Origin of the sequence: Streptomyces musisoli, from assembly GCF_016741855.1 — a bacterium.
Lineage (GTDB): Bacteria > Actinomycetota > Actinomycetes > Streptomycetales > Streptomycetaceae > Streptomyces > Streptomyces musisoli.
Window position 1 is genome coordinate 346,418 of the sequence record NZ_JAERRH010000005.1, and the last position, 23,941, is coordinate 370,358.

Genomic DNA, 23,941 nt, shown 5'->3' on the forward strand with positions numbered 1-23,941 from the left:
CGGTCCAGCGGTCCGACAGGTCCCCGCACACCGCAGGCCCGGCCGTACCTTGTCAACAGCACAGGGAAGCCAGACCGTTCACAGCCCCGCCGGCTCACCCAGCTCCGCCGCGTAGGGCGGCTCCGCCCCCGCCCGCGAACAGGTGACCGCCGCCGCCCGTGCCGCGAAGCGCAGCAGCCGTGTCCAGCCCTCCGTCCCGAGGGCGGCGAGTGCTTCCGGAGACAGCGCGTCCCCTGCGGCCAGCCCGTGCAGCAAGGCCGCGTTCACGGTGTCACCGGCGCCGATGGTGTCCACGACATCGACCTTCTCACCCGGCACGGAATGCTCCCCGCCGTCCCGGGTGAACACGGTCAGACCGTCGCCGCCCCGCGTGACCACCACGGCCGCCGGTCCCGCGGCCAGCCAGTCGCGGGGGGTGCCGCCGAGCCACGCGGCATCCTCCGCGGACAGCTTCAGCAGCGTCACCGAGGGCAGCCAGCTCCGGAACCGCTCCCGATAGGCGTCCGCGTCCGGGATAAGTCCCGCCCGGACATTGGGGTCGAGCGCGGTGAACAACCCCTGCCCGGCAGCGGTACGCATCAGCTCCTCATAGGCGCTCGCCCCCGGTTCCAGGACGAGCGAGCAGGTACCGAAGGACACCGCGCGCGTACCGGCGGGGAGCGCGGCGGGCGCGGTGAACAGGCGGTCGGCGGTGCCGTCGACATAGAAGGAGTAGGCGGCCGAGCCGGCGGCGTCGACCGTGGCCACGGCGAGAGTCGTCGGCTCCGGCCCCCGCTGCACGCCGGACACGTCGACCCCGGCCCGCCGCAGCCCGTCGAGCAGGGCCTCACCGAAGGCGTCGTCCGACGTCCGGGAGCAGAAGGCGGTGGGGGAGCCGAGCCTGCCGAGGGCCACGGCGGTGTTGTACGGGCCGCCGCCGAGCGCCGGCTTCAGGTCCGCCAGGGCACCCGGGCCCTGCGGTACCAGGTCGATCAGTGCCTCACCGGCGACGACGATCACGAGACGGTTCCCTTCTCGGACAGCGTGGATGATGCGGGGCTCCCGGCCCCTTCGGCGCGGCCCGGCTCCTCCGGGCAGCCGCAGGACGTCCGGTGGACGAACGTGCAGGGCAGCCGGACCGTCCGGGCGGGCCGGTCCGGCTCGGCCAGCCGGTCCAGGAGCAACCGGACGGCTTGAGCGCCCAGCTCCCGGCTGGGCTGGGCGATGGCGGTAAGCCGGGGCGAGAACAGGTCGGCCCAGGCGAAGTCGTCGAAGCAGCACAGGGCGAGGTCGTCCGGTACGGACCGGCCCTGCCGGCGCAGCGCGCGCAGGGCGCCGATGGTCATCGCGTTGTTGGCGGTGACGAATGCCGTGGGCGGATCGGGCAGGCCGAGCAGTGCGGCCGTGGCCCGCTCGGCGCCCTCCGACTCGGAGTTGCCGGAGACGAGCAGGCGGGCGTCGTACTCCAGACCGGCGGCGGCGAGGCCGTCACGGTATCCCCGGACACGTTCACCGGTGGTGCTGAGGCCGGGCAGGCCGGCGATCAGCCCGATCCGGCGGTGCCTCCGCCCGGCGAGGTGGGTGACGAGCCGGGCCGTCGGGGCGGCGCTCTCGGCACAGACCTGGTCGAAGCGCGGCGCGCCCGATACCGCGGCGGCCCCCGTGTCGGCTGGCGGGAGGTCCTCCGCCGTGCCCGTGTCGATGAGCCGGTCGAGGAAGACCGTCGGCACCCCATGGCGGCGCAGGTAGCCGACGAGGTCGTGCGGGTCCGCGGACGGGGCGATGATCATGCCGTCCACCCGGCGTTCGTGGAGGAGCTGCACCACCTTGCGCTCGTGCCGGGGATCGTCGTGCGGATCCGCGATGAGCAGGCTGTAGCCGGCTTCCAGGGCGGCGGTCTCGACGCCCTGGAGGATCTCCGTGAAGTACGGGTTGCTGATGGCCGAGACCGCGAGCCCGATGGAGCGGGTGCGTGAGGTCACCAGGGAGCGGGCCAGGGTGTTGGGGGTGTAGCCGAGGGCGTCGATGGCGTCGAGCACGGCCTGACGGGTGTGCGGGAGTACCGGGCGGGTGCCGTTGAGGACGTGGGAGACGGTCGCCACGGAGACTCCGGCACTACGGGCGACATCCGCCATGGTGGCCATCGTGTCCCCTTCCCTGGGCCGACGGGCGGGCCCCTCTGCTGACGGGCCGGTCCCTGGGTTGACGAGCCGGTCCCTGGGTTGACGAGCCGGCCCCCAAGCCGACGGGTCGACGCGGAGGAGACCCGCCGCGACCGCCGATCCGCCCGATTCGGCCAGGCGCTCGTTCCCGGGCGACCAGTCCTGGGCCACGGCTGCCTTCCGGCCGGACGCTATCCCATGACCCCGCCCCGCGTAAACGCTTGCGCAAGCGTTTACGTCGACCGGACCGCCACCTCGGGCCTCCCGTTCACCCCAGGGGTCCCGGAGCCGGCTTCGGCGCCACCCCAGGACGCCACGCGCCTCCGCCCGCGCGGCCCCCGCCGCCGCTCGGTCAGGACTCGTGCGGTACCCGGGGCTTTCGGTCGGCACCGCCCCGTCCCGCCCCGCCCCGAGACCGGTTCCTCTGTCCCGGTATCGTCGCTCCGCACACCCCTTGACCAGTGGAGTCCCAGATGCCCACCCGCCCCTGCGCGAGCCGCCGTACCGTCCTTCGAGGGGCCGCCGCGGCCCCGGTCGCCGGGCTCGGCCTGGCCGCATGCGCGGCCCCGGACGGGAGCGCCGCGGCCGCGCCGACCGCGCCCGTCGAACTCGGCGAGGAGACCGAGGTCGCGAAGGGCGGGGCGCAGCTCTACCGGGATCACAACGTGGTCGTCAGCCGTGACCAGGACGGCACGCTGAAGGCGTACAGCACGATCTGCACGCACGCCGGGTGCCCGATCAACAAGCTGGAGGGGACGACCCTGATCTGCCCCTGCCACGGCAGCCGGTTCGACGCGGTGACGGGCAAGGTGGTCCAGGAACCGGCCACCGAGCCCCTGACCGAGCTGTCGGTGAAGGCCGCGAACGGCAGGATCGTCGCCGGTCCGGCTGACTGACCGGGAGAACCACACGACCCGGCGGCCGCGCCGGACGCGCCCGTCGAACGCGCTCAGCGGGCCGGCAGCGGCATTCCGCTCACTCCCAGTCCCAGGCGATCCCCACGATGCCCGGCCGGATCCGCGGCTCGACCAGATGGGCACAGTGGTGGGGGCCGGTCACGGACAGATCCTGCCGGCCGCTGCGCGGGGCCGCCGTCGAGTGCTGCGCGAAACGGTGGCAGCGCACGGGCAGCGCGGCCGTGTCGAAACGCACCTGGAGCGCGTACTGGCCGCCGGGGAAGCCGAAGCGGCGGAGACACTCGCGGGACGTCCCCGCGGTGCCGTCCTCGATGCCGTACCGGAAGAGGAAGGTGTCGCCGGAACGCAGCCGGGTGCCGAAGAGCAGCTCGGCCACCAGGACGCCGGTGTCCTGGTCCCAGCGCAGGCGGCCGGTGCGGCAGTTCTCCAGGGCGTGCACGGTGATGCGGCGCGGGTCGCAGCCCGGGTCCCCGTGGTGGACGGCGACGAAGCGGTCGACGCCGTCGCGGTGGGCCCGCACGATGTGGTGGGCCTCGCGGCTCGACAGTTCGCGCCGGGCACCGATCCGGACGCATTCGTGGTGCCCCAGGGTGTGCATCCCGCCGTCCAGGGACCAGCCGAGATCGGTGGTGAGGCGGTCCAGAACGTCGGAGGCCTCGATCAGGGAGCGGTAGGAGCGGCCCGCCGGGCGGCCGGCCGTCGTCCGTCCGTCGGCCTCCGCGAGCAGCCGGATCAGCGACTCGTCCGGCAGCTGGAGGATCTCCTCCAGTGCCCGTACGGCGCGCAGCGACTCGGGGCGCTGCGGGCGGCGGGCGCCCTGCTGCCAGTAACTCAGGCTGGTGACACCCACCTTGACCCCATGGCGCGACAGATGGTGCTGCACGCGCTGGAGCGGCAGTCCGCGTGCGGCGATCGCGGCGCGCAGCGCCACGTGGAAGGGGCCGCCCCGCAGGGCCGTGTCCAGTTCCGCGGTGGGGACGTCCGCGTGCTCTGTGGCATGCCGCATGCCGGGAGGCCTTTCTGTGAGGTGTCGCTACGGCTGGTCAGACCGCCTGTGCGGGTATGCGAGACCACCCCCGTGGGCGCTGCGGACACCCGTGGCCGGGCACGCCGCGCCCGCACACATCGTGTGCACGGCCCCGAGTTCCCCCGCATTGAAGCGTGTTGACCAGAACCCGACAACACCTCGTGCCCGGTCGGTCCGGCCGACTGGCCGGACCCAGCCGTTCGACGGCCGGTGGACGGGGCCGGCGCGGGCCGCCGGGTGCCTCATCCTGGGCCGCGCGGCGAGACGGCGGCAGTCGGTGTGTCCCCGGCATGGCCGGAACCCTGCCGCCGGACGTGCCCGGGCGTCCCGGACAGCCGGGGCAGCGGACCGGGGGGAGGGCGGGCCGGTGGACCGGGAGGGGCGCACGGCCGGACCCGCGGGAAGCGCGCCGTCGGCCCCGGCGCGCCGTCGGCCCCGGTACGCGGTCGGCCCTGGTACGCCGTCGGCCCCGGCGCCGCCGTCCGGTGCGGGCGTTGTCCACAGGCCCGACGCGGTGTCGGTGCTCGCCAGTAGGGTGTGAGACATGGCCGACCCCTCCAGCTACCGCCCCAGGCCGGGTGAGATCCCGGACTCTCCGGGGGTGTACAGGTTCCGTGACGAGCACCGCCGGGTGATCTACGTCGGAAAGGCGAAGAGCCTGCGCCAGCGCCTGGCGAACTACTTCCAGGACCTGGCGAACCTGCACCCGCGCACCCGGACGATGGTGACCACAGCAGCGTCCGTGGAGTGGACGGTGGTGTCCACGGAGGTGGAGGCGCTTCAGCTGGAGTACTCCTGGATCAAGGAGTACGACCCCCGGTTCAACGTCAAGTACCGCGACGACAAGAGCTACCCCTACCTCGCGGTCACGATGAACGAGCAGTTCCCGCGGGTGCAGGTGATGCGCGGTCACAAGAAGAAGGGCGTCCGTTATTTCGGGCCCTACGGACACGCGTGGGCCATCCGGGACACCGTCGACCTGCTGCTGCGGGTGTTCCCGGTGCGCACCTGCTCGGCCGGCGTCTTCAAGAACGCCGCCCGCACCGGCCGCCCCTGCCTGCTCGGCTACATCGGCAAGTGCTCCGCGCCCTGTGTCGGCCGGATCACCCCCGAGGACCACGAGGAGCTGGCCGAGGAGTTCTGCGACTTCATGGCCGGCCGCACCGGCGCCTACCTCCGCCGTCTGGAGAAACAGATGATGGAGGCGGCCGAGGAGATGGAGTACGAGCGGGCCGCCCGCCTGCGCGACGACATCGGGGCCCTGAAGAAGGCCATGGAGAAGAGCGCGGTCGTCCTCGCCGACGCGACCGACGCCGACCTCATCGCCGTCGCCGAGGACGAGCTGGAGGCGGCCGTGCAGATCTTCCATGTGCGCGGCGGCCGGGTCCGCGGTCAGCGCGGCTGGGTGACCGACAAGGTCGAGGAGATCACCACCGGCGCCCTGGTCGAGCACGCCCTGCAGCAGCTGTACGGCGAGGAGAGCGGGGACGCGGTCCCCAAGGAGGTGCTGGTCCCGGCCCTCCCCGACCCGGTCGAGCCGGTCCAGGACTGGCTGACCGGCCGGCGCGGGGCGAACGTGTCGCTGCGCATCCCGCAGCGCGGCGACAAGAAGGCGCTCATGGAGACCGTGCAGCGCAACGCCCTCCAGGCCCTCGCGCTGCACAAGACCAAGCGCGCCTCCGACCTGACCACGCGCTCGCGCGCGCTGGAGGAGATCGCCGAGGCCCTCGACCTGGACAGCGCGCCGCTGCGGATCGAGTGCTACGACATCTCGCATCTCCAGGGCGACGACGTGGTGGCCTCCATGGTCGTCTTCGAGGACGGGCTGCAGCGCAAGAGCGAGTACCGCCGCTTCCAGATCAAGGGCTTCGCCGGCCAGGACGACGTCCGCTCGATGCACGAAGTGATCACCCGCCGCTTCAGGCGCTACCTCGCCGAGAAGGAGAGGACGGGTGAGTGGACCGACGGCTCGGACGCCGAAAGCGCTCTCGCCGACGGCCCCGGCGGCCCTGACGGCCTCGGCGGCCCCGGCGGTCCGGGTGCCCAGGGCGCTCTCGCCGGCGGCCCCGACGGCTCCGGCACCGAGCGGGCCCTCGCCGACGGCGACGGCGCGCTCACCGGCACGGACGTGATCACCGACTCCCTCAAGGACGACGACGGCCGCCCCAGGAAGTTCGCCTACCCGCCCCAGCTGGTGGTGGTCGACGGCGGCCGGCCGCAGGTCGCGGCAGCCCGGCGCGCCCTGGACGAGCTGGGCATCGACGACATCGCCGTCTGCGGCCTCGCCAAGCGCCTGGAGGAGGTCTGGGTGCCCGGCGAGGACGACCCGGTGGTCCTGCCCCGCACCAGCGAGGGCCTCTACCTGCTCCAGCGCGTCCGTGACGAGGCCCACCGCTTCGCGATCACCTACCAGCGCACCAAGCGTGCCAAGCGCTTCCGCGCGGGTCCGCTGGACGACGTCCCCGGCCTCGGCGAGACCCGCAAACAGGCGCTCATCAAGCATTTCGGCTCGGTGAAGAAGCTGCGGTCCGCCACAATCGAGCAGATCCAGGAAGTGCCCGGGATAGGCCGCAAGACGGCCGAGACCATCGCCGTGGCCCTCGCCCAGGCGGCCCCGGCCGCACCGGCCGTGAACACGGCCACCGGAGAGATCATTGAAGACGAGGGACCCGGTACGACGGGCGGTTCCTCGGGGGAGTCCGTGACCGCGGGCGCCCCGGACGAACGACGGGGGCAGGAGACATGACCGAGCACGACGAACACCCCACAGCACAGCGAGATCAGGCACACAGCGGCACGGGCGACGATGTCGTCCGGCAGGACACCGACGCCGGCCGGGACACCGGCCAGGACAACGGAGCACAGGTGAGTACGGGCAGCGAGACAGCCGGGGTCCCCGAGGCGGCCATCCCCGAGTTGGTGATCATCTCCGGCATGTCCGGAGCAGGCCGGTCCACGGCCGCGAAGTGTCTGGAGGACCTCGGCTGGTTCGTCGTGGACAACCTCCCGCCCGCCCTCATCCCCACCATGGTGGAGCTGGGCGCCCGCTCCCAGGGCAACGTGGCGCGGATCGCGGTCGTCGTGGACGTGCGCGGCCGGCGCTTCTTCGACAACCTGCGCGAGTCCCTCGCCGACCTGGACACCCGGGGCGTCACCCGGCGGATCGTCTTCCTGGAGTCCTCCGACGAGGCCCTGGTGCGCCGCTTCGAGTCGGTGCGCCGCCCGCACCCGCTCCAGGGGGACGGGCGCATCGTCGACGGCATCGCCGCCGAGCGGGAGCTGCTGCGCGAGCTGCGCGGCGACGCCGACCTGGTGATCGACACCTCCAGCCTCAACGTGCACGAGCTGCGCGCCAAGATGGACGCCCAGTTCGCCGGTGAGGAGGAGCCCGAGCTGCGGGCCACCGTGATGTCCTTCGGCTTCAAGTACGGCCTCCCGGTCGACGCCGACCTGGTCGCGGACATGCGGTTCCTGCCCAACCCGCACTGGGTCCCGGAGCTGCGCCCTTACACCGGCCTCAACGAGGAGGTCGCCGGCTACGTCTTCAACCAGCCCGGCGCGAAGGACTTCCTCGACCGGTACGCCGAACTCCTCCGGCTGATCGCGGCCGGCTATCGGCGCGAGGGCAAGCGGTATGTGACCATCGCCATCGGCTGTACCGGCGGCAAGCACCGCTCGGTCGCGATGTCGGAGAAGCTCGCCGCGCGCCTCGCGGCCGAGGGTGTGGAGACGGTGGTCGTGCACCGGGACATGGGACGGGAATGACGGAACGTACACCGCGGCTGAGCAGGCTGCGCCGGATGGTGCCGGACACGCGTGCCGGCCGCCCGGTCGAGGCTCGCGGGGCCCGGCCCCGCCGGCGCGGCGCCCAGCCCAAGGTGGTCGCGCTCGGCGGCGGCATGGGTCTGTCCGCGTCGCTCGCCGCGCTGCGCCGGATCACCGGCGATCTCACCGCCGTCGTCACCGTGGCCGACGACGGCGGCTCCAGCGGCCGGCTCCGGGACGAGCTGGGCGTGCTGCCGCCCGGCGACCTGCGCAAGGCGCTGGCCGCGCTGTGCGGCGACGACGACTGGGGCCAGACCTGGGCCCGCGTCATCCAGCACCGCTTCCAGTCCCAGGGCGATCTGCACGAGCACGCGGTCGGCAACCTGCTGATCGTCGCCCTGTGGGAGCAGCTCGGCGACCATGTGCAGGCCCTGGACCTGGTCGGCAAGCTGCTCGGCGCGCACGGCCGCGTGCTGCCCATGTCCGCCGTGCCGCTCGAGTTGCAGGCCCTGGTCAAGGGGCACGACCCGGAGCGTCCGGACGACGTGGACACGGTGCGCGGGCAGGCGACCGTCGCCCTGACGCCGGGTGAGGTGCAGTCGGTGCACCTCGTGCCCAACGACCCGCCCGCCGTGCCCGAAGCGGTGGCGGCGGTCCTGGACGCGGACTGGGTGGTGCTGGGCCCCGGCTCCTGGTTCTCCTCGGTCATTCCGCACCTGCTCGTCCCCGAGCTGCTGGACGCTCTCACGCAGACCAAGGCGCGCCGTGTGCTCTCCTTGAACCTGGCTCCGCAGCCGGGAGAAACCGAGGGGTTCTCCCCGCAGCGTCATTTGGAGGTTTTGGGGCGACACGCCCCTAAACTCGCCCTGGACGTGGTGCTGGCCGACGAGGCCGCCGTGCCCGACCGCGACTCGCTCACCGAGGCCGCCAAGCGGCTGGGAGCCGCGGTCGAGCTGGCGCCCGTGGCCCGGACCGACGGATCACCCCGGCACGATCCGGAACTGTTGGCCGCCGCGTACGACCGTATTTTTCGGATGCATGGAAGGATCGGCCCATGGCGATGACGGCAGCGGTGAAGGACGAGATCTCCCGGCTCCCCGTCACCCGGACCTGCTGCAGGAAGGCGGAGGTTTCCGCCATCCTGCGGTTCGCCGGCGGCCTCCACCTGGTGAGCGGGCGCATCGTGATCGAGGCGGAGCTGGACACCGCGATGGCGGCACGCCGGCTCAAGCGGGACATCCTGGAGATCTTCGGCCACAGCTCCGAGCTGATCGTGATGGCGCCGGGCGGACTGCGCCGCGGCTCGCGGTATGTCGTACGGGTCGTCGCGGGCGGCGACCAGCTGGCCCGGCAGACTGGCCTCGTGGACGGCCGGGGCCGTCCGATCCGCGGCCTGCCCCCGCAGGTGGTCTCCGGGGCCACCTGTGACGCGGAGGCCGCCTGGCGTGGCGCCTTCCTGGCGCACGGCTCGCTGACCGAGCCCGGCCGCTCCTCCTCCCTGGAGGTGACCTGCCCGGGCCCCGAGGCGGCGCTCGCGCTGGTCGGTGCCGCCCGCAGGCTGTCGATCGCCGCGAAGGCGCGCGAGGTGCGCGGCGTGGACCGGGTGGTCGTCCGGGACGGCGACGCGATCGGCGCCCTGCTCACCCGGCTGGGCGCGCACGAGTCCGTGCTGGCCTGGGAGGAGCGCCGGATGCGCCGCGAGGTGCGGGCCACGGCCAACCGGCTCGCCAACTTCGACGACGCCAACCTGCGCCGCTCGGCCCGCGCCGCCGTGGCCGCCGGCGCCCGCGTCCAGCGTGCCCTGGAGATCCTGGGCGACGAGGTTCCCGAGCACCTCGCCGCCGCCGGCCGGCTGCGCATGGAGCACAAGCAGGCGTCCCTGGAGGAGCTGGGTGCGCTCGCCGACCCGCCGCTGACGAAGGACGCGGTCGCGGGCCGGATCCGCCGCCTGCTGGCGATGGCCGACAAGCGAGCCGCCGATCTGGGCATCCCGGGTACGGAGGCGAACCTCGGCGAGGAGCTGGCGGACAACCTGGCGGGCTGACCCGACGCCCCGTCAACTCACCGGTGCCGGCCCCCGTTCGGGTGGTCGGCACCGGCATGTGCGTGTCCGTGCGGCGCTCTTGACTCGATCATCGTGTGACATGAGCCTGGCAGCCTGTTCGCCGCTGTGGCGGACCACCTCCAGGGGGGTTCATGAGACACAGAGCGAGATCGATCCTCGCTGTCGGCGCGCTCCTGCTCGGCGGAGCGAGCCTCGCACCCACAGCCCAGGCACAGAACGGAGACCGGGCGAAGTCCGACCCGGACGAGGTCAAGGTCTTCCGTGCCGATGTCACCCAGAAGCAGATTCCCCTGCTGCTCAAGGCCGGTCAGGACGGCCATGAACTCGGTGAGCGGCTGGCCGGGGGCGGCCGGGCCGCGGTCGAGGTCTACCTCACCGACAAGCAGGCGTCGCAGCTGCGCAAGCAGGGCGTCGGCCTCATCGAACACACCCTCTCGGCCAAGGCGCGGAACCGGGTCGCGGACGCCGCCCAGGGCGTGTTCCGCCCGTACAGCGGAAGCGGCGGGCTCAAGGAGGAGATCCTCCGCACCGCCCGGGCCAACCCGGGTCTCACCAAGGTCGAGTCCATCGGCAGAACCATCAAGGGCCAGGACATCCTCGCGCTCAAACTGACCAGGAACGCGAAGAAGTCGAAGGACGGGTCCAAGCCGTCCGTGCTCTACATGTCCAACCAGCACGCGCGGGAGTGGATCACGCCGGAGATGACCCGGCGTCTGATGCACTACTACCTGGACCACTACAAGACCGACAAGCGCGTCAAGAAGCTCGTCGACTCGACCGAGCTGTGGTTCGTCCTGTCGGCCAACCCCGACGGCTACGACTACACCTTCCAGGACCCCGGCAACCGCCTGTGGCGAAAGAACCTGCGGGACGTCAACGGCGACGGCGTCATCAGCACGGGCGACGGCGTCGACCTCAACCGCAACTTCGCCTACAAGTGGGGTTACGACGACGAGGGTTCGTCCCCCAACCCCACCAGCCAGACCTACCGCGGCGCGAGCCCCGCGTCCGAGCCCGAGACCCGGGCCGTGGACGGCTTCGAGAAGCGCATCGGGTTCAGGTACGCGATCAACTACCACTCCGCCGCCGAACTCCTCCTCTACGGCGTCGGCTGGCAGGTGGCCACCCCGACCCCGGACGACGTCCTCTACAAGGCACTCGCCGGCACCCCGGACAAGCCCGCCATCCCCGGCTACCACTCGCAGCTCTCCTCGGAGCTGTACACCACCAACGGCGAGGCGGACGGGCACGCGTCGAACGTCAACGGCCTGGCGATGTTCACCCCTGAGATGTCGACCTGCCGGACCGCTTCGAGCGTCGACCCGAACGACGCCTGGAAGCCCGAGGACTGCCAGTCGGAGTTCAACTTCCCCGACGACGAGAAGCTGATCCGGCAGGAGTTCGAGAAGAACATCCCGTTCGCGATCTCCGTCGCCGAGACCGCCGCGCATCCCGACAGGCCGGCCTCCGCGGTCGGGCTGGGCGCCGCCGACTTCACCCCGGCCGCGTTCTCCACGTCGTACTCCCGCGGCGCCGACCAGGAGGTCTCCGTCGTCGTCCGCAAGGCGGTCCGGGACAAGGAGCTGAAGTACCGCGTCAACGGCGGCCGTACGCTCGACCGGGCGCTGAGGCACTGGAAGGGCGGACAGACCTACGGCGGCGAGGACGACCTGTACTTCGACGAGTACCGCGCGAAGGTGCAGGACGGCCGGCCGGGCGACAAGGTCGAGGTGTGGTTCACCGGCGAGACCAGGGCCGGCAAGAAGGTCTCCAGCTCCCACTTCACCTACACCGTCGCGAAGCGGTCGAAGGCCGACACCCTCGTGGTCGCCGAGGAGGGCGCGGCCGCCACGCAGGCACGGACGTACGCGGACGCGCTGAAGGCGGCCGGCCACCGGGCGCTCGTGTGGGACGTGGCCACCCAGGGCGTGCCGGACGCGCTCGGTGTGCTCGGGCACTTCCGGACGGTCGTGCACTACTCGGGAACGAAGGGCCCGGCCAACCCCACCCAGCTGCAACTGCGCGCCTACCTCAACGAGGGCGGCCGGCTGATCGAGGCCGGTGAGCTGGCCGGCGGCAGCGTCGACCTCGGCGACGGCACCCCGTCGGACGACTTCAGCCAGTACTACCTGGGCGCCTACAGCCGTACCTCGACCAAGGGGGCCACCGGCTTCAGCGGCTCCGGCGCGCTCGACGGCGTCACCGGTGCCCTCGGGGACGCCCCCGGCAACCCGCTCGACAAGGCCGGCACCTACGGCGTCACCTCCGACGAGCTGCCGGCCGCCACCTATCCGCAGTTCAAGAGCGCGGGCGCGGGCGCGTTCGCCGGGACCGTCAATCCGTACGGGCCGTACGCCGGCGCCTCCATGGCCGCCGCCGTGCACACCGACGATGCCTACAAGCGCCTCACCCGCACCATCGACCTCACCGGTGTCACCGCGGCCGACAGACCGGCCCTGAGCACCCGGCTGCTGTGGGACACCGAGCCCGGCTACGACCACGCGGTGATCGAGGCGCACGTCGTGGGCGCGGACGACTGGACGACCCTGCCGGAGGCCGGAGGCGCCACGCGGGCGACCGTGCCGGCCGAGTGCGGGGCCGGGTTCCTGATCGGTGAGCACCCGTGGCTGAAGCACTACCTGACGCTCGCCGGCAACGCCTGCACCGCGACCGGCACCACCGGAGCCTGGAACAGCCTCACGGGCAGCTCCGGCGGCTGGCAGCAGGTGAGCTTCGACCTGAGCGCGTACGCCGGGAAGTCCGTCGAGGTCTCGATCGGTTATGTCACCGACCCCGGCAGCGGCGGGCACGGCGTCCTCGCCGACGACGCCTCGCTGCTCGTCGGCGGCGCGGCGAAGGAGACCGAGGGCTTCGAGTCGTCCCTGGGTCCCTGGAAGGCGGCCGGACCGCCCGAGGGCAGCCCGGCGGTCCTGAAGGACTGGACGCGCACCGGGACCCTGTTCCGTACTTATGGGGCGGTCGCCACGGACGACACCGTGCTGCTCGGTTTCGGTCTCGAACAGGTGCCGTCGGCGGCCGATCGGGCGGCTTTGTTGAGGAAGGCGTTCGACGCACTCGACAGGTGAGCGGAACCCCCTCTCAGGGGTGCACGAACGGGGTATTCCTCAAGTGAGCCGACCCGCTCACGAACGAGTGAAAAAGGTGCCAAGAGTGCCCGGCATTCCATGACAAGTACGGATGAATTCACTGCCGTTCCGAGGTGGTCCGTACCCCTACTGGCGGGTACGGACTGCCTGCCCGTGTATGCGGCATCTCGATGTCACTCAGGGGCCCTCGGAGAGGTAGGGTCGGTGGTGGTCGGGGACATCCCAAACAGAGCTCGCCGGCACCGCATGGCCGGCGTACCAACGAGGAGATCGGTTCGTGACGATCCGCGTAGGCATCAACGGCTTCGGCCGCATCGGTCGTAACTACTTCCGCGCGCTGCTGGAGCAGGGGGCGGACATCGAGGTTGTGGCTGTCAACGACCTGGGTGACACGGCGACCACCGCTCACCTGCTCAAGTACGACACGATCCTGGGCCGCCTCAAGCAGGAGGTCTCCCACACCGCCGACACCATCACCGTCGACGGTCACACCATCAAGGTGCTCTCCGAGCGCAACCCGGCCGACATCCCGTGGGGCGAGCTGGGTGTCGACATCGTCATCGAGTCCACCGGCATCTTCACGAAGAAGGAGGACGCCGCCAAGCACATCGCCGGCGGCGCCAAGAAGGTCCTCATCTCGGCTCCGGCCAAGGACGAGGACATCACCATCGTGATGGGCGTCAACCAGGACAAGTACGACCCGGCGAACCACCACGTCATCTCCAACGCCTCCTGCACCACCAACTGTGTGGCGCCGATGGCCAAGGTCCTCGACGAGAACTTCGGCATCGTCAAGGGCCTGATGACCACGGTGCACGCGTACACGAACGACCAGCGCATCCTGGACTTCCCGCACAAGGACCTGCGCCGCGCCCGTGCCGCCGCCGAGAACATCATCCCGACCACGACGGGTGCCGCGAAGGCCACCGCCCTGGTCCTGCCGCAGCTCAAGGGCAAGCTGGACGGCATCGCCATGCGCGTCCCGGTCCCGACCGGCTCGGTCACCGACCTCGTCGTCGAACTCGGCCGCGAGGTCACCAAGGAAGAGGTCAACGCCGCCTTCCAGAAGGCCGCCGAGGGCGAGCTGAAGGGGCTCCTCGACTACACCGAGGACCAGATCGTCTCCTCCGACATCGTCAACGCCCCGGCGTCCTGCACCTTCGACTCCTCCCTGACCATGGTCCAGGAGGGCAAGAACGTGAAGGTCATCGGCTGGTACGACAACGAGTGGGGCTACTCCAACCGCCTCGTGGACCTCACGGTCTTCGTCGGCGGTCAGCTCTGATCGCACACAGCGGGACCATGAAGTGAGAGCAGGGCCCGGGCAGCGCACGGCCGCGCTGTCCGGGCCCTGTCCCACGTACTGACCACGTCCTCTTACGATCAGGTGCACCACGAGCCCTCCTTTGGAGTCCACTCAATGAAGACGATCGACGAACTTCTCGCCGGCGGCGTGAGCGGCAAGCGGGTATTCGTCCGCGCCGACCTCAACGTTCCGCTGGACGACGGGACGATCACCGACGACGGCCGCATCCGCGCCGTCCTGCCCACCGTCAAGGCCCTCGCGGACGCGGGCGCCAAGGTGGTCGTCGCCTCGCACCTGGGCCGCCCCAAGGGCGCCCCGGACCCCGCCTTTTCCCTTGCTCCGGCAGCCTCCCGCCTGGGTGAACTCCTCGGCTCCGCCGTGGCCTTCGCGACCGACACCGTCGGGCAGTCCGCCCAGGACACGGTCGCCGGCCTCGCGGACGGACAGGTGGCCGTCCTGGAGAACCTGCGCTTCAACCCCGGCGAGACCGCCAAGGACGACGCCGAGCGCGGTGCCTTCGCCGACCGGCTGGCCGCCCTCGCCGACGTCTACGTCGGTGACGGCTTCGGCGCGGTCCACCGCAAGCACGCCTCCGTCTACGACCTCCCGGCCCGGCTGCCGCACTACGCCGGCCACCTCATCGCCACCGAGGTCGGCGTCCTGAAGAAGCTCACCGAGGACGTCAAGCGCCCCTACGTCGTCGCGCTCGGCGGCGCCAAGGTCTCCGACAAGCTCGCCGTCATCGACGAGCTGCTGGCCAAGGCCGACCGCCTCCTCATCGGCGGCGGCATGGCGTACACCTTCCTCAAGGCCAAGGGCCACGAGGTCGGCATCTCCCTCCTCCAGGAGGACCAGATCCCGGCCGTCACCGAGTACATGGAGCGCGCGGAGAAGAACGGCGTCGAGCTGGTCCTCCCCGTCGACGTCCTCGTCTCGCCGGAGTTCCCGGACCTGAAGACGAAGGCGCCGGCCAACCCCACGACGGTCGACTCGGACAAGATCCCCGCCGACCAGGAGGGCCTGGACATCGGCCCGAAGACCCGGGAGCTCTACGCCTCGAAGCTCGCCGACGCCGCGACCGTCTTCTGGAACGGTCCCATGGGCGTCTTCGAGCACCCCGACTACGCCGAGGGCACCAAGGCGGTCGCCCAGGCCCTCGTCGACTCGAACGGCTTCACCGTCGTCGGCGGCGGTGACTCCGCCGCGGCCGTGCGTACGCTCGGCTTCGACGAAAACGCATTCGGCCACATCTCGACCGGCGGCGGCGCCTCCCTCGAATACCTCGAGGGCAAGACGCTCCCCGGCCTCGCCGCACTGGAGGACTGACCTCAATGGCTTCTACTGATCTTTCCGGGCGCACGCCGCTGATGGCGGGCAACTGGAAGATGAACCTCAACCACCTCGAGGCCATCGCCCACGTCCAGAAGCTCGCCTTCGCCCTGGCCGACAAGGACTACGAGGCCGTCGAGGTCGCCGTCCTGCCGCCCTTCACCGACCTGCGTTCCGTGCAGACGCTGGTCGACGGCGACAAGCTCAAGATCAAGTACGGTGCCCAGGACATCTCGCAGCACGACTCCGGTGCCTACACCGGCGAGATCTCCGGCCCGATGCTGTCCAAGCTGAAGTGCACCTACGTGGTGATCGGCCACTCCGAGCGCCGGCAGTACCACGCCGAGACCGACGAGCTGGTCAATGCCAAGGTCAAGGCCGCCTACAAGCACGGCCTCACCCCGATCCTGTGCGTCGGCGAGGAACTGGACGTCCGCGAGGCGGGCAACCACGTCACCCACACCCTCGCCCAGGTCGAGGGCGGTCTGAAGGACCTCCCGGCCGAGCAGGCCGAGACCGTCGTGATCGCCTACGAGCCCGTCTGGGCCATCGGCACCGGCAAGGTCTGCGGTGCCGAGGACGCCCAGGAGGTCTGCGCCGCCATCCGCGCCAAGCTCGCCGAGCTGTACTCGCAGGACGTGGCCGACAAGATCCGCATCCAGTACGGCGGCTCCGTGAAGTCGGGCAACGTCGCCGAGATCATGGCCCAGGCCGACATCGACGGCGCCCTGGTCGGCGGTGCCTCGCTGGACGCCGACGAGTTCGTCAAGATCGTGCGTTTCCGCGATCAGTAGGACGAGCTGTGAGTAGGCGGTAGCGGCGATACGTCGTACCCTTGCGGGGGCGCAGCCGAGGTGCTGTGCCCCCGTCGTCCATCCGAATCCGAGGAAGTTGGTCCAGCCGTGGTTTTGGGGTTCTCGATCGCCCTGATCGTCTTCAGCCTGCTGCTGATGCTGCTGGTGCTGATGCACAAGGGGAAGGGCGGCGGCCTCTCCGACATGTTCGGTGGCGGCATGCAGTCCTCCGTCGGCGGCTCCTCGGTCGCCGAGCGCAACCTCGACCGGATCACGATCGTGGTCGGTCTGCTGTGGTTCGCGTCCATCATTGTCCTCGGCATCCTGATGAAGACGAACAACTGACGCACGTACGGTGCAAACGGGGCGTACGTCCCGCACAACCCGTATATTCCGCACGTAAAGCCCCGTGTTCGGTACGCGCTCCTGAGCGCGGCCTATCATGGGGCTTGCGTCTTGGTGTGGGGTCCGGTAACTCCAATCACTGGACGCGCGTTGGGCCTTACGTAGACTGAGGCGCTCGCGGCGAAGCGAAACGCCGACTCGCTTCGCGGCACCATCACGCAGGGAGTTACGACCGTGGCAAGTGGCAACGCGATCCGAGGAAGCCGGGTCGGGGCGGGGCCGATGGGCGAGGCCGAGCGCGGCGAGTCCGCGCCGCGTCTGCGCATCTCCTTCTGGTGCTCCAACGGGCACGAGACGCAGCCGAGCTTCGCCAGCGACGCGCAGGTCCCCGAAACCTGGGACTGCCCGCGCTGCGGCTTCCCGGCCGGCCAGGACCGGGACAACCCGCCGGACCCGCCGCGCACCGAGCCGTACAAGACGCACCTCGCGTATGTACGGGAGCGGCGCAGCGACGCGGACGGCGAGGCGATCCTCGCCGAGGCGCTCGCCAAACTGCGGGGCGAGATCTAGGAGTTTCACCGGCCGGGTGCCCGCGGGCGCCCGGCCGGAGCCGTATCCGCCACTCGGCGCCGACCGATTGTCAGTGGTGCCCTCTACGGTTCTCGTGAAGGCGTGAACCGCGAGGGGGAGTTGTGACGGCGGTCGAGGCGGCGGACGGGCATGCGCCCGCGTGGCGCGGGGGCTTCGGGCGGCTGTGGAGCGCCGCCGTGCTCTCCAGCTTCGGTGACGCACTGCGAGGGGCGGCGCTGCCGCTGCTCGCCGTCTCGCTGACGGACCGGCCCCTGCTCATCGCCGCCGTGACCGCCTGCGGCTATCTGCCCTGGATCGTCTTCGGGCTGCTCGGCGGAGCGGTCGCCGACCGTGTCGACCAGCGGCGCGCGATGTGGACGGTGGATGCGGTACGAGCGCTGCTCGTCGCCGCTTTCGCGGCCGCCGTGGCCCTCGGCCACGCCTCGATCACGCTGCTGGTTCTGCTGGCCTTCACGCTGACCGCGCTGGAGACCCTCTTCGACAACGCAGCCACGGCCCTGCTGCCCGCCCTGGTCGGCCCCGGGGCCCTCGGCAGTGCGAACGCCCGCCTCATGACGGGGCAGCGGGTGGCGGGCGGTCTGCTCGGCGCGCCGGTGGTGCCGCTGCTGCTCGCCGCCGGAACCGCCGCGCCGTTCGCGGCCGACGCGGCCACGTTCCTGCTGGCCTCCGCCCTGGTCGCCTCCCTGCGCGCCGGCGCACCCGAGCGTGAGCCGAGACCCGCGGGCAGCACCCTGCGCCGGGAGATCGCCGACGGATTGCGCACCCTGTGGCGCGACGGCGCCCTGCGCGGCCTGTGCGCCGCCACCGCCCTGTGCAACACCGGTGTCGGTGCCCTGGTCGCCACCCTGGTGGTCCTGATCACCGGCCCGCTGCACGGGGACACCGCGGGCTACGCGGCGGCGACCACCGCCTACGCCCTCGGCAGCCTGGCCGGAGCCGCGGTGAACCGCCGGCTCGCCGCCCGCCTGGGCCGGATGCGGGCCGTCCTGCTCGCCGGAACGGTGCAGATCGGCGCCCTCGTCGTCATGGGGACCGTGCGCAGTCTCGTCGCCCTGGTGGCCGCCATGGCCGTGTTCGGCGTCATGGGCATGGTGTGGAACGTCAACACCACGACCCTGATGCAGCAGCGCACCCCCGCCGGGATGGTGGGCCGGGTGGCCGCCGCGTTCCGCACCCTCGCGGTCGCCGGAGCACCCGTGGGCGCGTTGCTGGGCGGTGCCGCGGCCACGGCCTGGGGCGCCGGCAGCCCGCCCCTGCTGGCCGCCGTCTTCTTCGTCCTGTCCGTCACCGCGTTGATACCGGTGCGCAGGCCCGACGTACCAGTTGTCGCCCGTGAGGACAGCGCCTCCACCGCCCGTCCCGCGTGCTGATCAATTAGGTTGGGACCCGCAGCGGGACAGGTACCGAAAGAAGGCTGAATTCGGATATGAACGCAGACGGCCGTACCAGGCTCAACCAGACGCCCGAATGGACCGCGCTCGCCAAGCACCGCGAGGAACTGGCGGACGCGCGGCTGAGAGAGCTGTTCGCCGCCGACCCCGCGCGCGGCACCGGGTACACGCTCCGGGTCGGCGACCTGTACATCGACTACTCGAAGCACCTGGTCACCGACGAGACGCTGCGCCTGCTGCGCGAGCTGGCCGCCGCGACGGACGTCTTCGGCCTCAGGGACGCCATGTTCCGCGGCGAGAAGATCAACGTCACCGAGAACCGGGCCGTGCTGCACACCGCCCTGCGTGCCCCGCGGGACGCGGTGATCGAGGTCGACGGCGAGAACGTGGTCCCGGCCGTGCACGCCGTGCTCGACAAGATGAGCGACTTCGCCGGCCGTGTCCGCTCCGGCGCCTGGACCGGCCACACCGGCAGGCGCATCCGGAACGTCGTCAACATCGGCATCGGCGGCTCCGACCTGGGCCCCGCGATGGCCTACGAGGTGCTGCGCAGCTTCACCGACCGCGACCTCACGGTCCGCTTCGTCTCCAACGTGGACGGTGCCGACCTGCACGAGGCGACCCGGGACCTGGACCCGGCGGAGACGCTGTTCATCATCGCCTCCAAGACCTTCACCACCATCGAGACCATCACCAACGCAACCTCCGCGCGCAAGTGGCTGCTGGCCGCGCTCGCCGACGAGAAGGCGGTGGCCAGGCACTTCGTGGCGCTGTCGACGAACACCGAGAAGGTCTCCGAGTTCGGTATCGACCCGGACAACATGTTCGAGTTCTGGGACTGGGTCGGCGGCCGGTACTCGTACGACTCCGCGATCGGCCTGTCCCTGATGATCGCCATCGGCCCGGACCGCTTCCGCGAGATGCTCGACGGCTTCCGGCTGATCGACGACCACTTCCGCACCGCGCCCGCCGAGTCCAACGCTCCGCTGCTGCTGGGCCTGCTGGGCATCTGGTACGGCAACTTCCACGACGCCCAGTCGCACGCCGTACTGCCCTACAGCCACTACCTCTCCAGGTTCACCGCCTACCTCCAGCAGCTGGACATGGAGTCCAACGGCAAGTACGTCGCCCGCGACGGCAAGCGGGTCGACTGGCAGACCGGACCGGTGGTGTGGGGCACGCCCGGCACCAACGGCCAGCACGCCTACTACCAGTTGATCCACCAGGGCACCAAGCTGATCCCGGCGGACTTCATCGGCTTCGCCGAACCGGTGGCCGAGCTGAGCGGGGAACTCAAGGCCCAGCACGACCTGCTGATGGCCAACTTCTTCGCCCAGACCCAGGCGCTCGCCTTCGGCAAGACGGCGGATGAGGTCCGCGCGGAGGGCGTGCCCGAGGAACTGGTGCCGCACAAGACCTTCCAGGGCGACCGGCCGACCACGACGATCCTCGCCCGTGAGCTGACCCCGTCCGTGCTGGGCCAGCTGGTCGCCCTCTACGAGCACAAGGTGTTCGTGCAGGGCGCGGTGTGGAACATCGACTCCTTCGACCAGTGGGGCGTGGAACTGGGCAAGGTCCTCGCCAAGCGGGTGGAGCCCGCGCTCACCGAGGGCGCCGAGGTGCCCGGCCTGGACGCGTCGACCAAGGCGCTGGTCGCCGAGTACCGGAAGCTGCGCGGCCGCGGCTGAACCGGGGGCCGGGCCGCCGTGGCGATCTTTCCCGGTGCGCTTTTCGTGGCCGTCCCCTAGGGTTCCGGTGATCCAGGGGAGGAAGCACGCATGATGCGCAGGGGGTTCGCCGCGGCGGTCGCGGTGGCCGTGGTGGGGGTGTCGGGGACGGGCTGCGGCGGCAGGGACCACGCGCCGTACCCCGGACCCGGCGGCGGGCACGGCCGTCCCACGGCCACGGCGCGGGCCGTGAAGGAGTACGCCGGGACGTACGAGGTGCCGGAGCGGCTCGCGGCGGACGGGACGACCATCGTGGTCGGCGACTCCGAGGCTCCGGTGACCGTGCGCCTGTACGAGGATCCGCGGTGCCCGGTGTGCGAGGAGTTCGAGATCAGCGGAGGTGCACCCCAGCTGCGCCTGGCCTCGGTCCGTCGTGAGGTGAAGATCGAGTACACCCTCGCCTCCTTCCTGGACGGCCGGCTGGGCGGCTCCGGGTCCAGGAAGGCGGTCAACGCCCTGCGGGCCGCGTTGGACGCCGGCAGGTTCGCCGAGTACCACGACGTGCTCTACGCCCATCAGCCCGAGGAGAGCGTTGACGGATTCACCGACGCCCGGCTGCTCGAGCTGGCCGGGCGGGTCGAGGGGCTGCGCGGGCCGGCCTTCGACTCGGCCGTCAAGACCATGAAGTACCGCTCGTTCGTGAGCGCGGCCCAGAAGGTGTACGAGCGCGCGGGCGGGGCGAAGGAGCCGAACGGGCCGGGCACGCCGACGGCGGAGATCAACGAGGTACGCATTCCGGCCGAGTACAACGGCGTGCTGTTCGACGGAGACGTCTTCGGTCGCCTGCTGACCGAGATCCGGCAGGCCCCGGACACCTGGAACGACAAGGTCTTCGCCAGGCGCGGCGCCTGACCCCCGCCCGCGGCACGGTTACGCGGCACGGCGCCCCCGGCACCGGCGTTCGCGGCTCGGCGGCCGAGGCGGTGGCTTCCGTCGGGCACGGCCGTCCGCCGAGCCCGGCGGCACGCCTTCGCTCGCAGCCGGCCGCGTTCGCTCCCGGACGACCCCGCTCGCTCTCGGACGACCGCGCTCGCTCTCAGCCGACCGCGTTCGCTCCCGGACGACCCCGCTCGCTCCCGGACGACCCCGCTCGCTCTCGGACGACCGCGCTCGCTCGCAGCCGGCCGCGTTCGCTCTCAGGCCACCGCGCTCAGCGTGTCCGCGAGGCGGCGGCGGGCCGTCCGGGCCGCGGGCAGTGCGGCCAGTGCCGCCGCTCCCAGGACGGCGGCCGAGCCGAGCAGGAGCAGCAGGCCGGGGGAGGGGGACTGGGCGATCCCGGCACCGATGCCGCTGGAACCGCCCTGGGCGTCGATCAGCCGCCGGGCCAGCGGCAGTCCCAGTGCCGTGCCGGCGACGACGGCCGCCAGGGTCGTGCAACTCGTCGCCGTGACGGTGATCGCGGTGATCTGGCGTGGGGACATGCCGATCGCCCTGAGCGCCAGCACGTCCTGTTCGCCCTCCCGGACGCTGCCGCCGATGGCGGTGAGCAGCTCGACCAGCCCGATCAGGGCCAGGACGGCGATCAGCCCGGCCACGACACCGCGCAGCGGGGACAGCCCGTCGGCGGGGTTGGCCACGGGATGCACCTCCAGGTGCCCCTGGCCGGCCGAGGTGAGCGCGGCGGCCACCCGCTGCGGGTCGGTGCCGGGGCGCAGCCGCAGCTCGTAGAAGGCGGGGGACAGCTCCGGGTCGTTCTCGCGGAGGGTGTCCAGGGAGGTGGTCACGACCCGGCCGGCGTTGCGCGGTTCGAGGCCGCGGCCCACGATGTGCAGGATCTGCGGCCGGTCGCCCACCGTCATCCGGACCCAGTCGCCGACGCGCGCGTGCAGCAGGTCGAGCAGCCCCTGGCCGGCCACCGCCTCGTCCGGTCCGTGCGCGGCGCGGCCCTCGGCGAGGGCGTAGGGGTAGGGCTCGGTGCGGGTGCCGACGCCGCGCAGGGCGATGGTGCCGGTCTGGCCGGGGACCAGCGCGGCCACCTCGACCCCCGGATAGGCGGCGGTCACCCGGGAGTCGCGGCCGAGCACGGACCGTACGCCGGACGCGTCCAGGGCACCGTCCGAGCGGGCCGTCAGCGACGTCGGCAGCCCCACCCGCTCGGGACTGCTGTGGAAGCGGTCGATCGTGGTCCACGCGCTGAGCGCCACCACGATCAGCAGCAGCGGCAGCGTCAGCCGGGCCACGGTGGCCAGTGACCGGCCGCGCCCCGCGAACGCCTTGTGGCAGCCGAGGACCAGCGCGGCCGGCAGCCGCAGCCCGAGCGCCTGCCGGGCCGCTCCGGTCAGCCGCCCGCCGGCCGACCCGGACGTGCGGCGCGGCACCGGGACCGGTGGCACCCGTCCGGCACGCCAGGCCGCGAGCCCCGTGGTCAGGCCGATGAACAGCACCGCGCCCGCGGGCACCGCGACGACCGCCAGGGTGTGCCCGGGCAGCCCCTGCCACACCCCCACCGCGTCCCCGAGCCGCCCCGGGACCCGGCTGCCCAGCCCCTCCGTGAGGGCGGCCGCGGCGACGGCGCCGAGCAGGGCGTACGCCAGGTGCTGGAGCAGGAAGACCCGTACGACCTGGCCGGGCGTGAAGCCGATCGCCTTCAGTACGGACAGGTCCCGCAGATGCCCGCGGATCCGGGTGGCGATGGCCCCGTGCACGGCGAACCCCGCGGCGACCAGGGCCGCCAGCCCGAACAGCCCGAGGACCTGCCCCAGCAGCCGGTTGTCGCCCTGTGCCTCGGCGCGCGCCTGCTGCCAGGTGGAGACCTCGCCGACCGCGCCCGCGCCGAGCACGGTGACGGCGCGCTGCACCGCGTAGTCCGTGTCGGCCGGATCATCGAGCCGCAGCCCGATGACCTGGCCGGCCGGGGCGCGCACCGCGGACGGCAGCGCCCACACCAGCCCCGGCTGGTCGCCCGGGCGGTACGGGGGTTCGGCGCTGCCCGCGATGCCCTCGACGGTGAGGGTGCGGGCCGTGCCGGGCAGGGTCAGGGTGTCGCCGGGTTCGGCCAGCAGGGCCCGGGCCAGGCTGCCCTCCAGCACCACGCCGTCCGGCGCCGCCGGCTCCAGCCAGTGCCCCGCGGTGAGCAGGGGCCGGCCCACGGAAGGCAGGCTCGGGGTGGCGCGCAGCTCCACGGAGGCGCGGGTGCCGCGGACGGCGACGGTGGCGGACTCGGTCCGGTAGGGGCCGGCGACGGCGGAGACACCGTCCAGCCGGGCCAGTTCGCGGGCGTCGGCGGACGGCGCGGTGTGCAGCCAGACATGGGCGCCGCGCGCCTCGGCGAAGGTCCGCTGCCAGGGGTTGGTGGCGTACCCGAACAGGGCGGTGGCGAGCAGCAGGGAGGCGACGATGCCCGCGGTCGCCAGCACCAGGAACAGCGCCTCGCCGCGGTGGGCGCGCAGATCGGAGTGCGCCCAGCGCAGGGTGGCTCGCATGTCCCTGAGATCCA

The 23,941-nt window shown here is 71.9% G+C and carries 18 protein-coding genes; 14 read left to right on the top strand and 4 right to left on the bottom strand.

What is annotated here, in order from left to right:
- Positions 1-78: 78 nt before the first annotated feature.
- Together JK361_RS16820 and JK361_RS16825 are read right to left on the bottom strand one after the other, a co-directional pair.
- Complete coding sequence (locus tag JK361_RS16820; protein WP_201818519.1) at positions 79-999, bottom strand: carbohydrate kinase family protein; 921 nt, start codon at positions 997-999, stop codon at positions 79-81.
- Positions 996-2,123: a LacI family DNA-binding transcriptional regulator gene (locus tag JK361_RS16825; protein ID WP_201818521.1), complete on the bottom strand. Its 1,128-nt coding sequence runs from the start codon at positions 2,121-2,123 to the stop codon at positions 996-998. The genes JK361_RS16820 and JK361_RS16825 overlap by 4 nt, the downstream gene beginning before the upstream one ends.
- A 491-nt stretch (positions 2,124-2,614) precedes the next feature.
- Here JK361_RS16825 and JK361_RS16830 point away from each other — a divergent pair, with 491 nt between their 5' ends.
- Positions 2,615-3,037, top strand: a complete 423-nt coding sequence (locus JK361_RS16830) for a Rieske (2Fe-2S) protein (RefSeq protein ID WP_201818523.1) — start codon at positions 2,615-2,617, stop codon at positions 3,035-3,037.
- A 79-nt stretch (positions 3,038-3,116) separates the two neighbouring features.
- Here the strand turns inward: JK361_RS16830 and JK361_RS16835 are convergent, their stop codons facing one another.
- On the bottom strand, positions 3,117-4,064 hold the full coding sequence (locus tag JK361_RS16835) for a hypothetical protein (RefSeq protein WP_201818525.1): 948 nt from the start codon (positions 4,062-4,064) through the stop codon (positions 3,117-3,119).
- Positions 4,065-4,629: 565 nt separating this feature from the next.
- On the opposite strand from JK361_RS16835, the gene uvrC reads away from it, so the two are divergent.
- From uvrC to JK361_RS16900, 13 genes are all read left to right on the top strand, one after another.
- Positions 4,630-6,831: an excinuclease ABC subunit UvrC gene (gene uvrC, locus JK361_RS16840; RefSeq protein WP_201818527.1), complete on the top strand. Its 2,202-nt coding sequence runs from the start codon at positions 4,630-4,632 to the stop codon at positions 6,829-6,831.
- Positions 6,828-7,850 (top strand): RNase adapter RapZ, encoded by a 1,023-nt coding sequence (gene rapZ, locus JK361_RS16845; RefSeq protein ID WP_201818529.1) that lies wholly within the window; start codon positions 6,828-6,830, stop codon positions 7,848-7,850. The genes uvrC and rapZ overlap by 4 nt, the downstream gene beginning before the upstream one ends.
- On the top strand, positions 7,847-8,914 hold the full coding sequence (locus tag JK361_RS16850) for a gluconeogenesis factor YvcK family protein (RefSeq protein ID WP_201818538.1): 1,068 nt from the start codon (positions 7,847-7,849) through the stop codon (positions 8,912-8,914). The genes rapZ and JK361_RS16850 overlap by 4 nt, the downstream gene beginning before the upstream one ends.
- Complete coding sequence (whiA, locus tag JK361_RS16855) at positions 8,905-9,894, top strand: DNA-binding protein WhiA (RefSeq protein WP_201818545.1); 990 nt, start codon at positions 8,905-8,907, stop codon at positions 9,892-9,894. Before JK361_RS16850 ends, whiA begins: the two co-directional genes overlap by 10 nt.
- A gap of 152 nt (positions 9,895-10,046) precedes the next feature.
- Entirely contained in the window at positions 10,047-13,001 is a 2,955-nt protein-coding gene (locus tag JK361_RS16860) for a M14 family metallopeptidase (protein WP_201818553.1), read from the top strand.
- Positions 13,002-13,299: 298 nt separating this feature from the next.
- Positions 13,300-14,307 carry a type I glyceraldehyde-3-phosphate dehydrogenase gene (gene gap / locus JK361_RS16865; protein ID WP_201818562.1) on the top strand — a complete coding sequence of 336 codons (1,008 nt, stop codon included), beginning with the start codon at positions 13,300-13,302 and terminating at the stop codon, positions 14,305-14,307.
- Positions 14,308-14,442: 135 nt separating this feature from the next.
- Positions 14,443-15,654 (top strand): phosphoglycerate kinase, encoded by a 1,212-nt coding sequence (locus JK361_RS16870; protein ID WP_201818564.1) that lies wholly within the window; start codon positions 14,443-14,445, stop codon positions 15,652-15,654.
- A gap of 41 nt (positions 15,655-15,695) precedes the next feature.
- Positions 15,696-16,451 (top strand): triose-phosphate isomerase, encoded by a 756-nt coding sequence (gene tpiA / locus JK361_RS16875; protein WP_201818903.1) that lies wholly within the window; start codon positions 15,696-15,698, stop codon positions 16,449-16,451.
- 108 nt (positions 16,452-16,559) lie between these two features.
- On the top strand, positions 16,560-16,796 hold the full coding sequence (gene secG / locus JK361_RS16880) for a preprotein translocase subunit SecG (RefSeq protein WP_201818565.1): 237 nt from the start codon (positions 16,560-16,562) through the stop codon (positions 16,794-16,796).
- Positions 16,797-17,030: 234 nt separating this feature from the next.
- Positions 17,031-17,366, top strand: a complete 336-nt coding sequence (locus JK361_RS16885) for an RNA polymerase-binding protein RbpA (RefSeq protein ID WP_003976875.1) — start codon at positions 17,031-17,033, stop codon at positions 17,364-17,366.
- Positions 17,367-17,488: 122 nt separating this feature from the next.
- A complete protein-coding gene (locus JK361_RS16890) occupies positions 17,489-18,757 on the top strand; it encodes an MFS transporter (RefSeq protein WP_201818567.1) in 1,269 nt (422 codons plus the stop codon).
- 56 nt (positions 18,758-18,813) lie between these two features.
- Positions 18,814-20,466, top strand: coding sequence for a glucose-6-phosphate isomerase (gene pgi / locus JK361_RS16895; RefSeq protein ID WP_201818569.1), 1,653 nt, complete (start codon positions 18,814-18,816; stop codon positions 20,464-20,466).
- 90 nt (positions 20,467-20,556) lie between these two features.
- A complete protein-coding gene (locus JK361_RS16900) occupies positions 20,557-21,357 on the top strand; it encodes a DsbA family protein (protein WP_236053064.1) in 801 nt (266 codons plus the stop codon).
- Positions 21,358-21,641: 284 nt separating this feature from the next.
- Here the strand turns inward: JK361_RS16900 and JK361_RS16905 are convergent, their stop codons facing one another.
- Positions 21,642-23,927, bottom strand: coding sequence for an FtsX-like permease family protein (locus JK361_RS16905; protein WP_201818907.1), 2,286 nt, complete (start codon positions 23,925-23,927; stop codon positions 21,642-21,644).
- Positions 23,928-23,941 lie beyond the last annotated feature (14 nt).

Bases quoted from the DNA above. Each gene is read 5' to 3' on its own strand.
- JK361_RS16825 (WP_201818521.1), bottom strand. From the start codon at position 2,123: ATGGCCACCATGGCGGATGTCGCCCGTAGTGCCGGAGTCTCCGTGGCG.
- JK361_RS16830 (WP_201818523.1), top strand. From the start codon at position 2,615: ATGCCCACCCGCCCCTGCGCGAGCCGCCGTACCGTCCTTCGAGGGGCC.
- JK361_RS16835 (WP_201818525.1), bottom strand. From the start codon at position 4,064: ATGCGGCATGCCACAGAGCACGCGGACGTCCCCACCGCGGAACTGGAC.
- uvrC (WP_201818527.1), top strand. From the start codon at position 4,630: ATGGCCGACCCCTCCAGCTACCGCCCCAGGCCGGGTGAGATCCCGGAC.
- rapZ (WP_201818529.1), top strand. From the start codon at position 6,828: ATGACCGAGCACGACGAACACCCCACAGCACAGCGAGATCAGGCACAC.
- JK361_RS16850 (WP_201818538.1), top strand. From the start codon at position 7,847: ATGACGGAACGTACACCGCGGCTGAGCAGGCTGCGCCGGATGGTGCCG.
- whiA (WP_201818545.1), top strand. From the start codon at position 8,905: ATGGCGATGACGGCAGCGGTGAAGGACGAGATCTCCCGGCTCCCCGTC.
- JK361_RS16860 (WP_201818553.1), top strand. From the start codon at position 10,047: ATGAGACACAGAGCGAGATCGATCCTCGCTGTCGGCGCGCTCCTGCTC.
- JK361_RS16870 (WP_201818564.1), top strand. From the start codon at position 14,443: ATGAAGACGATCGACGAACTTCTCGCCGGCGGCGTGAGCGGCAAGCGG.
- tpiA (WP_201818903.1), top strand. From the start codon at position 15,696: ATGGCGGGCAACTGGAAGATGAACCTCAACCACCTCGAGGCCATCGCC.
- pgi (WP_201818569.1), top strand. From the start codon at position 18,814: ATGAACGCAGACGGCCGTACCAGGCTCAACCAGACGCCCGAATGGACC.
- JK361_RS16900 (WP_236053064.1), top strand. From the start codon at position 20,557: ATGATGCGCAGGGGGTTCGCCGCGGCGGTCGCGGTGGCCGTGGTGGGG.
- JK361_RS16905 (WP_201818907.1), bottom strand. From the start codon at position 23,927: ATGCGAGCCACCCTGCGCTGGGCGCACTCCGATCTGCGCGCCCACCGC.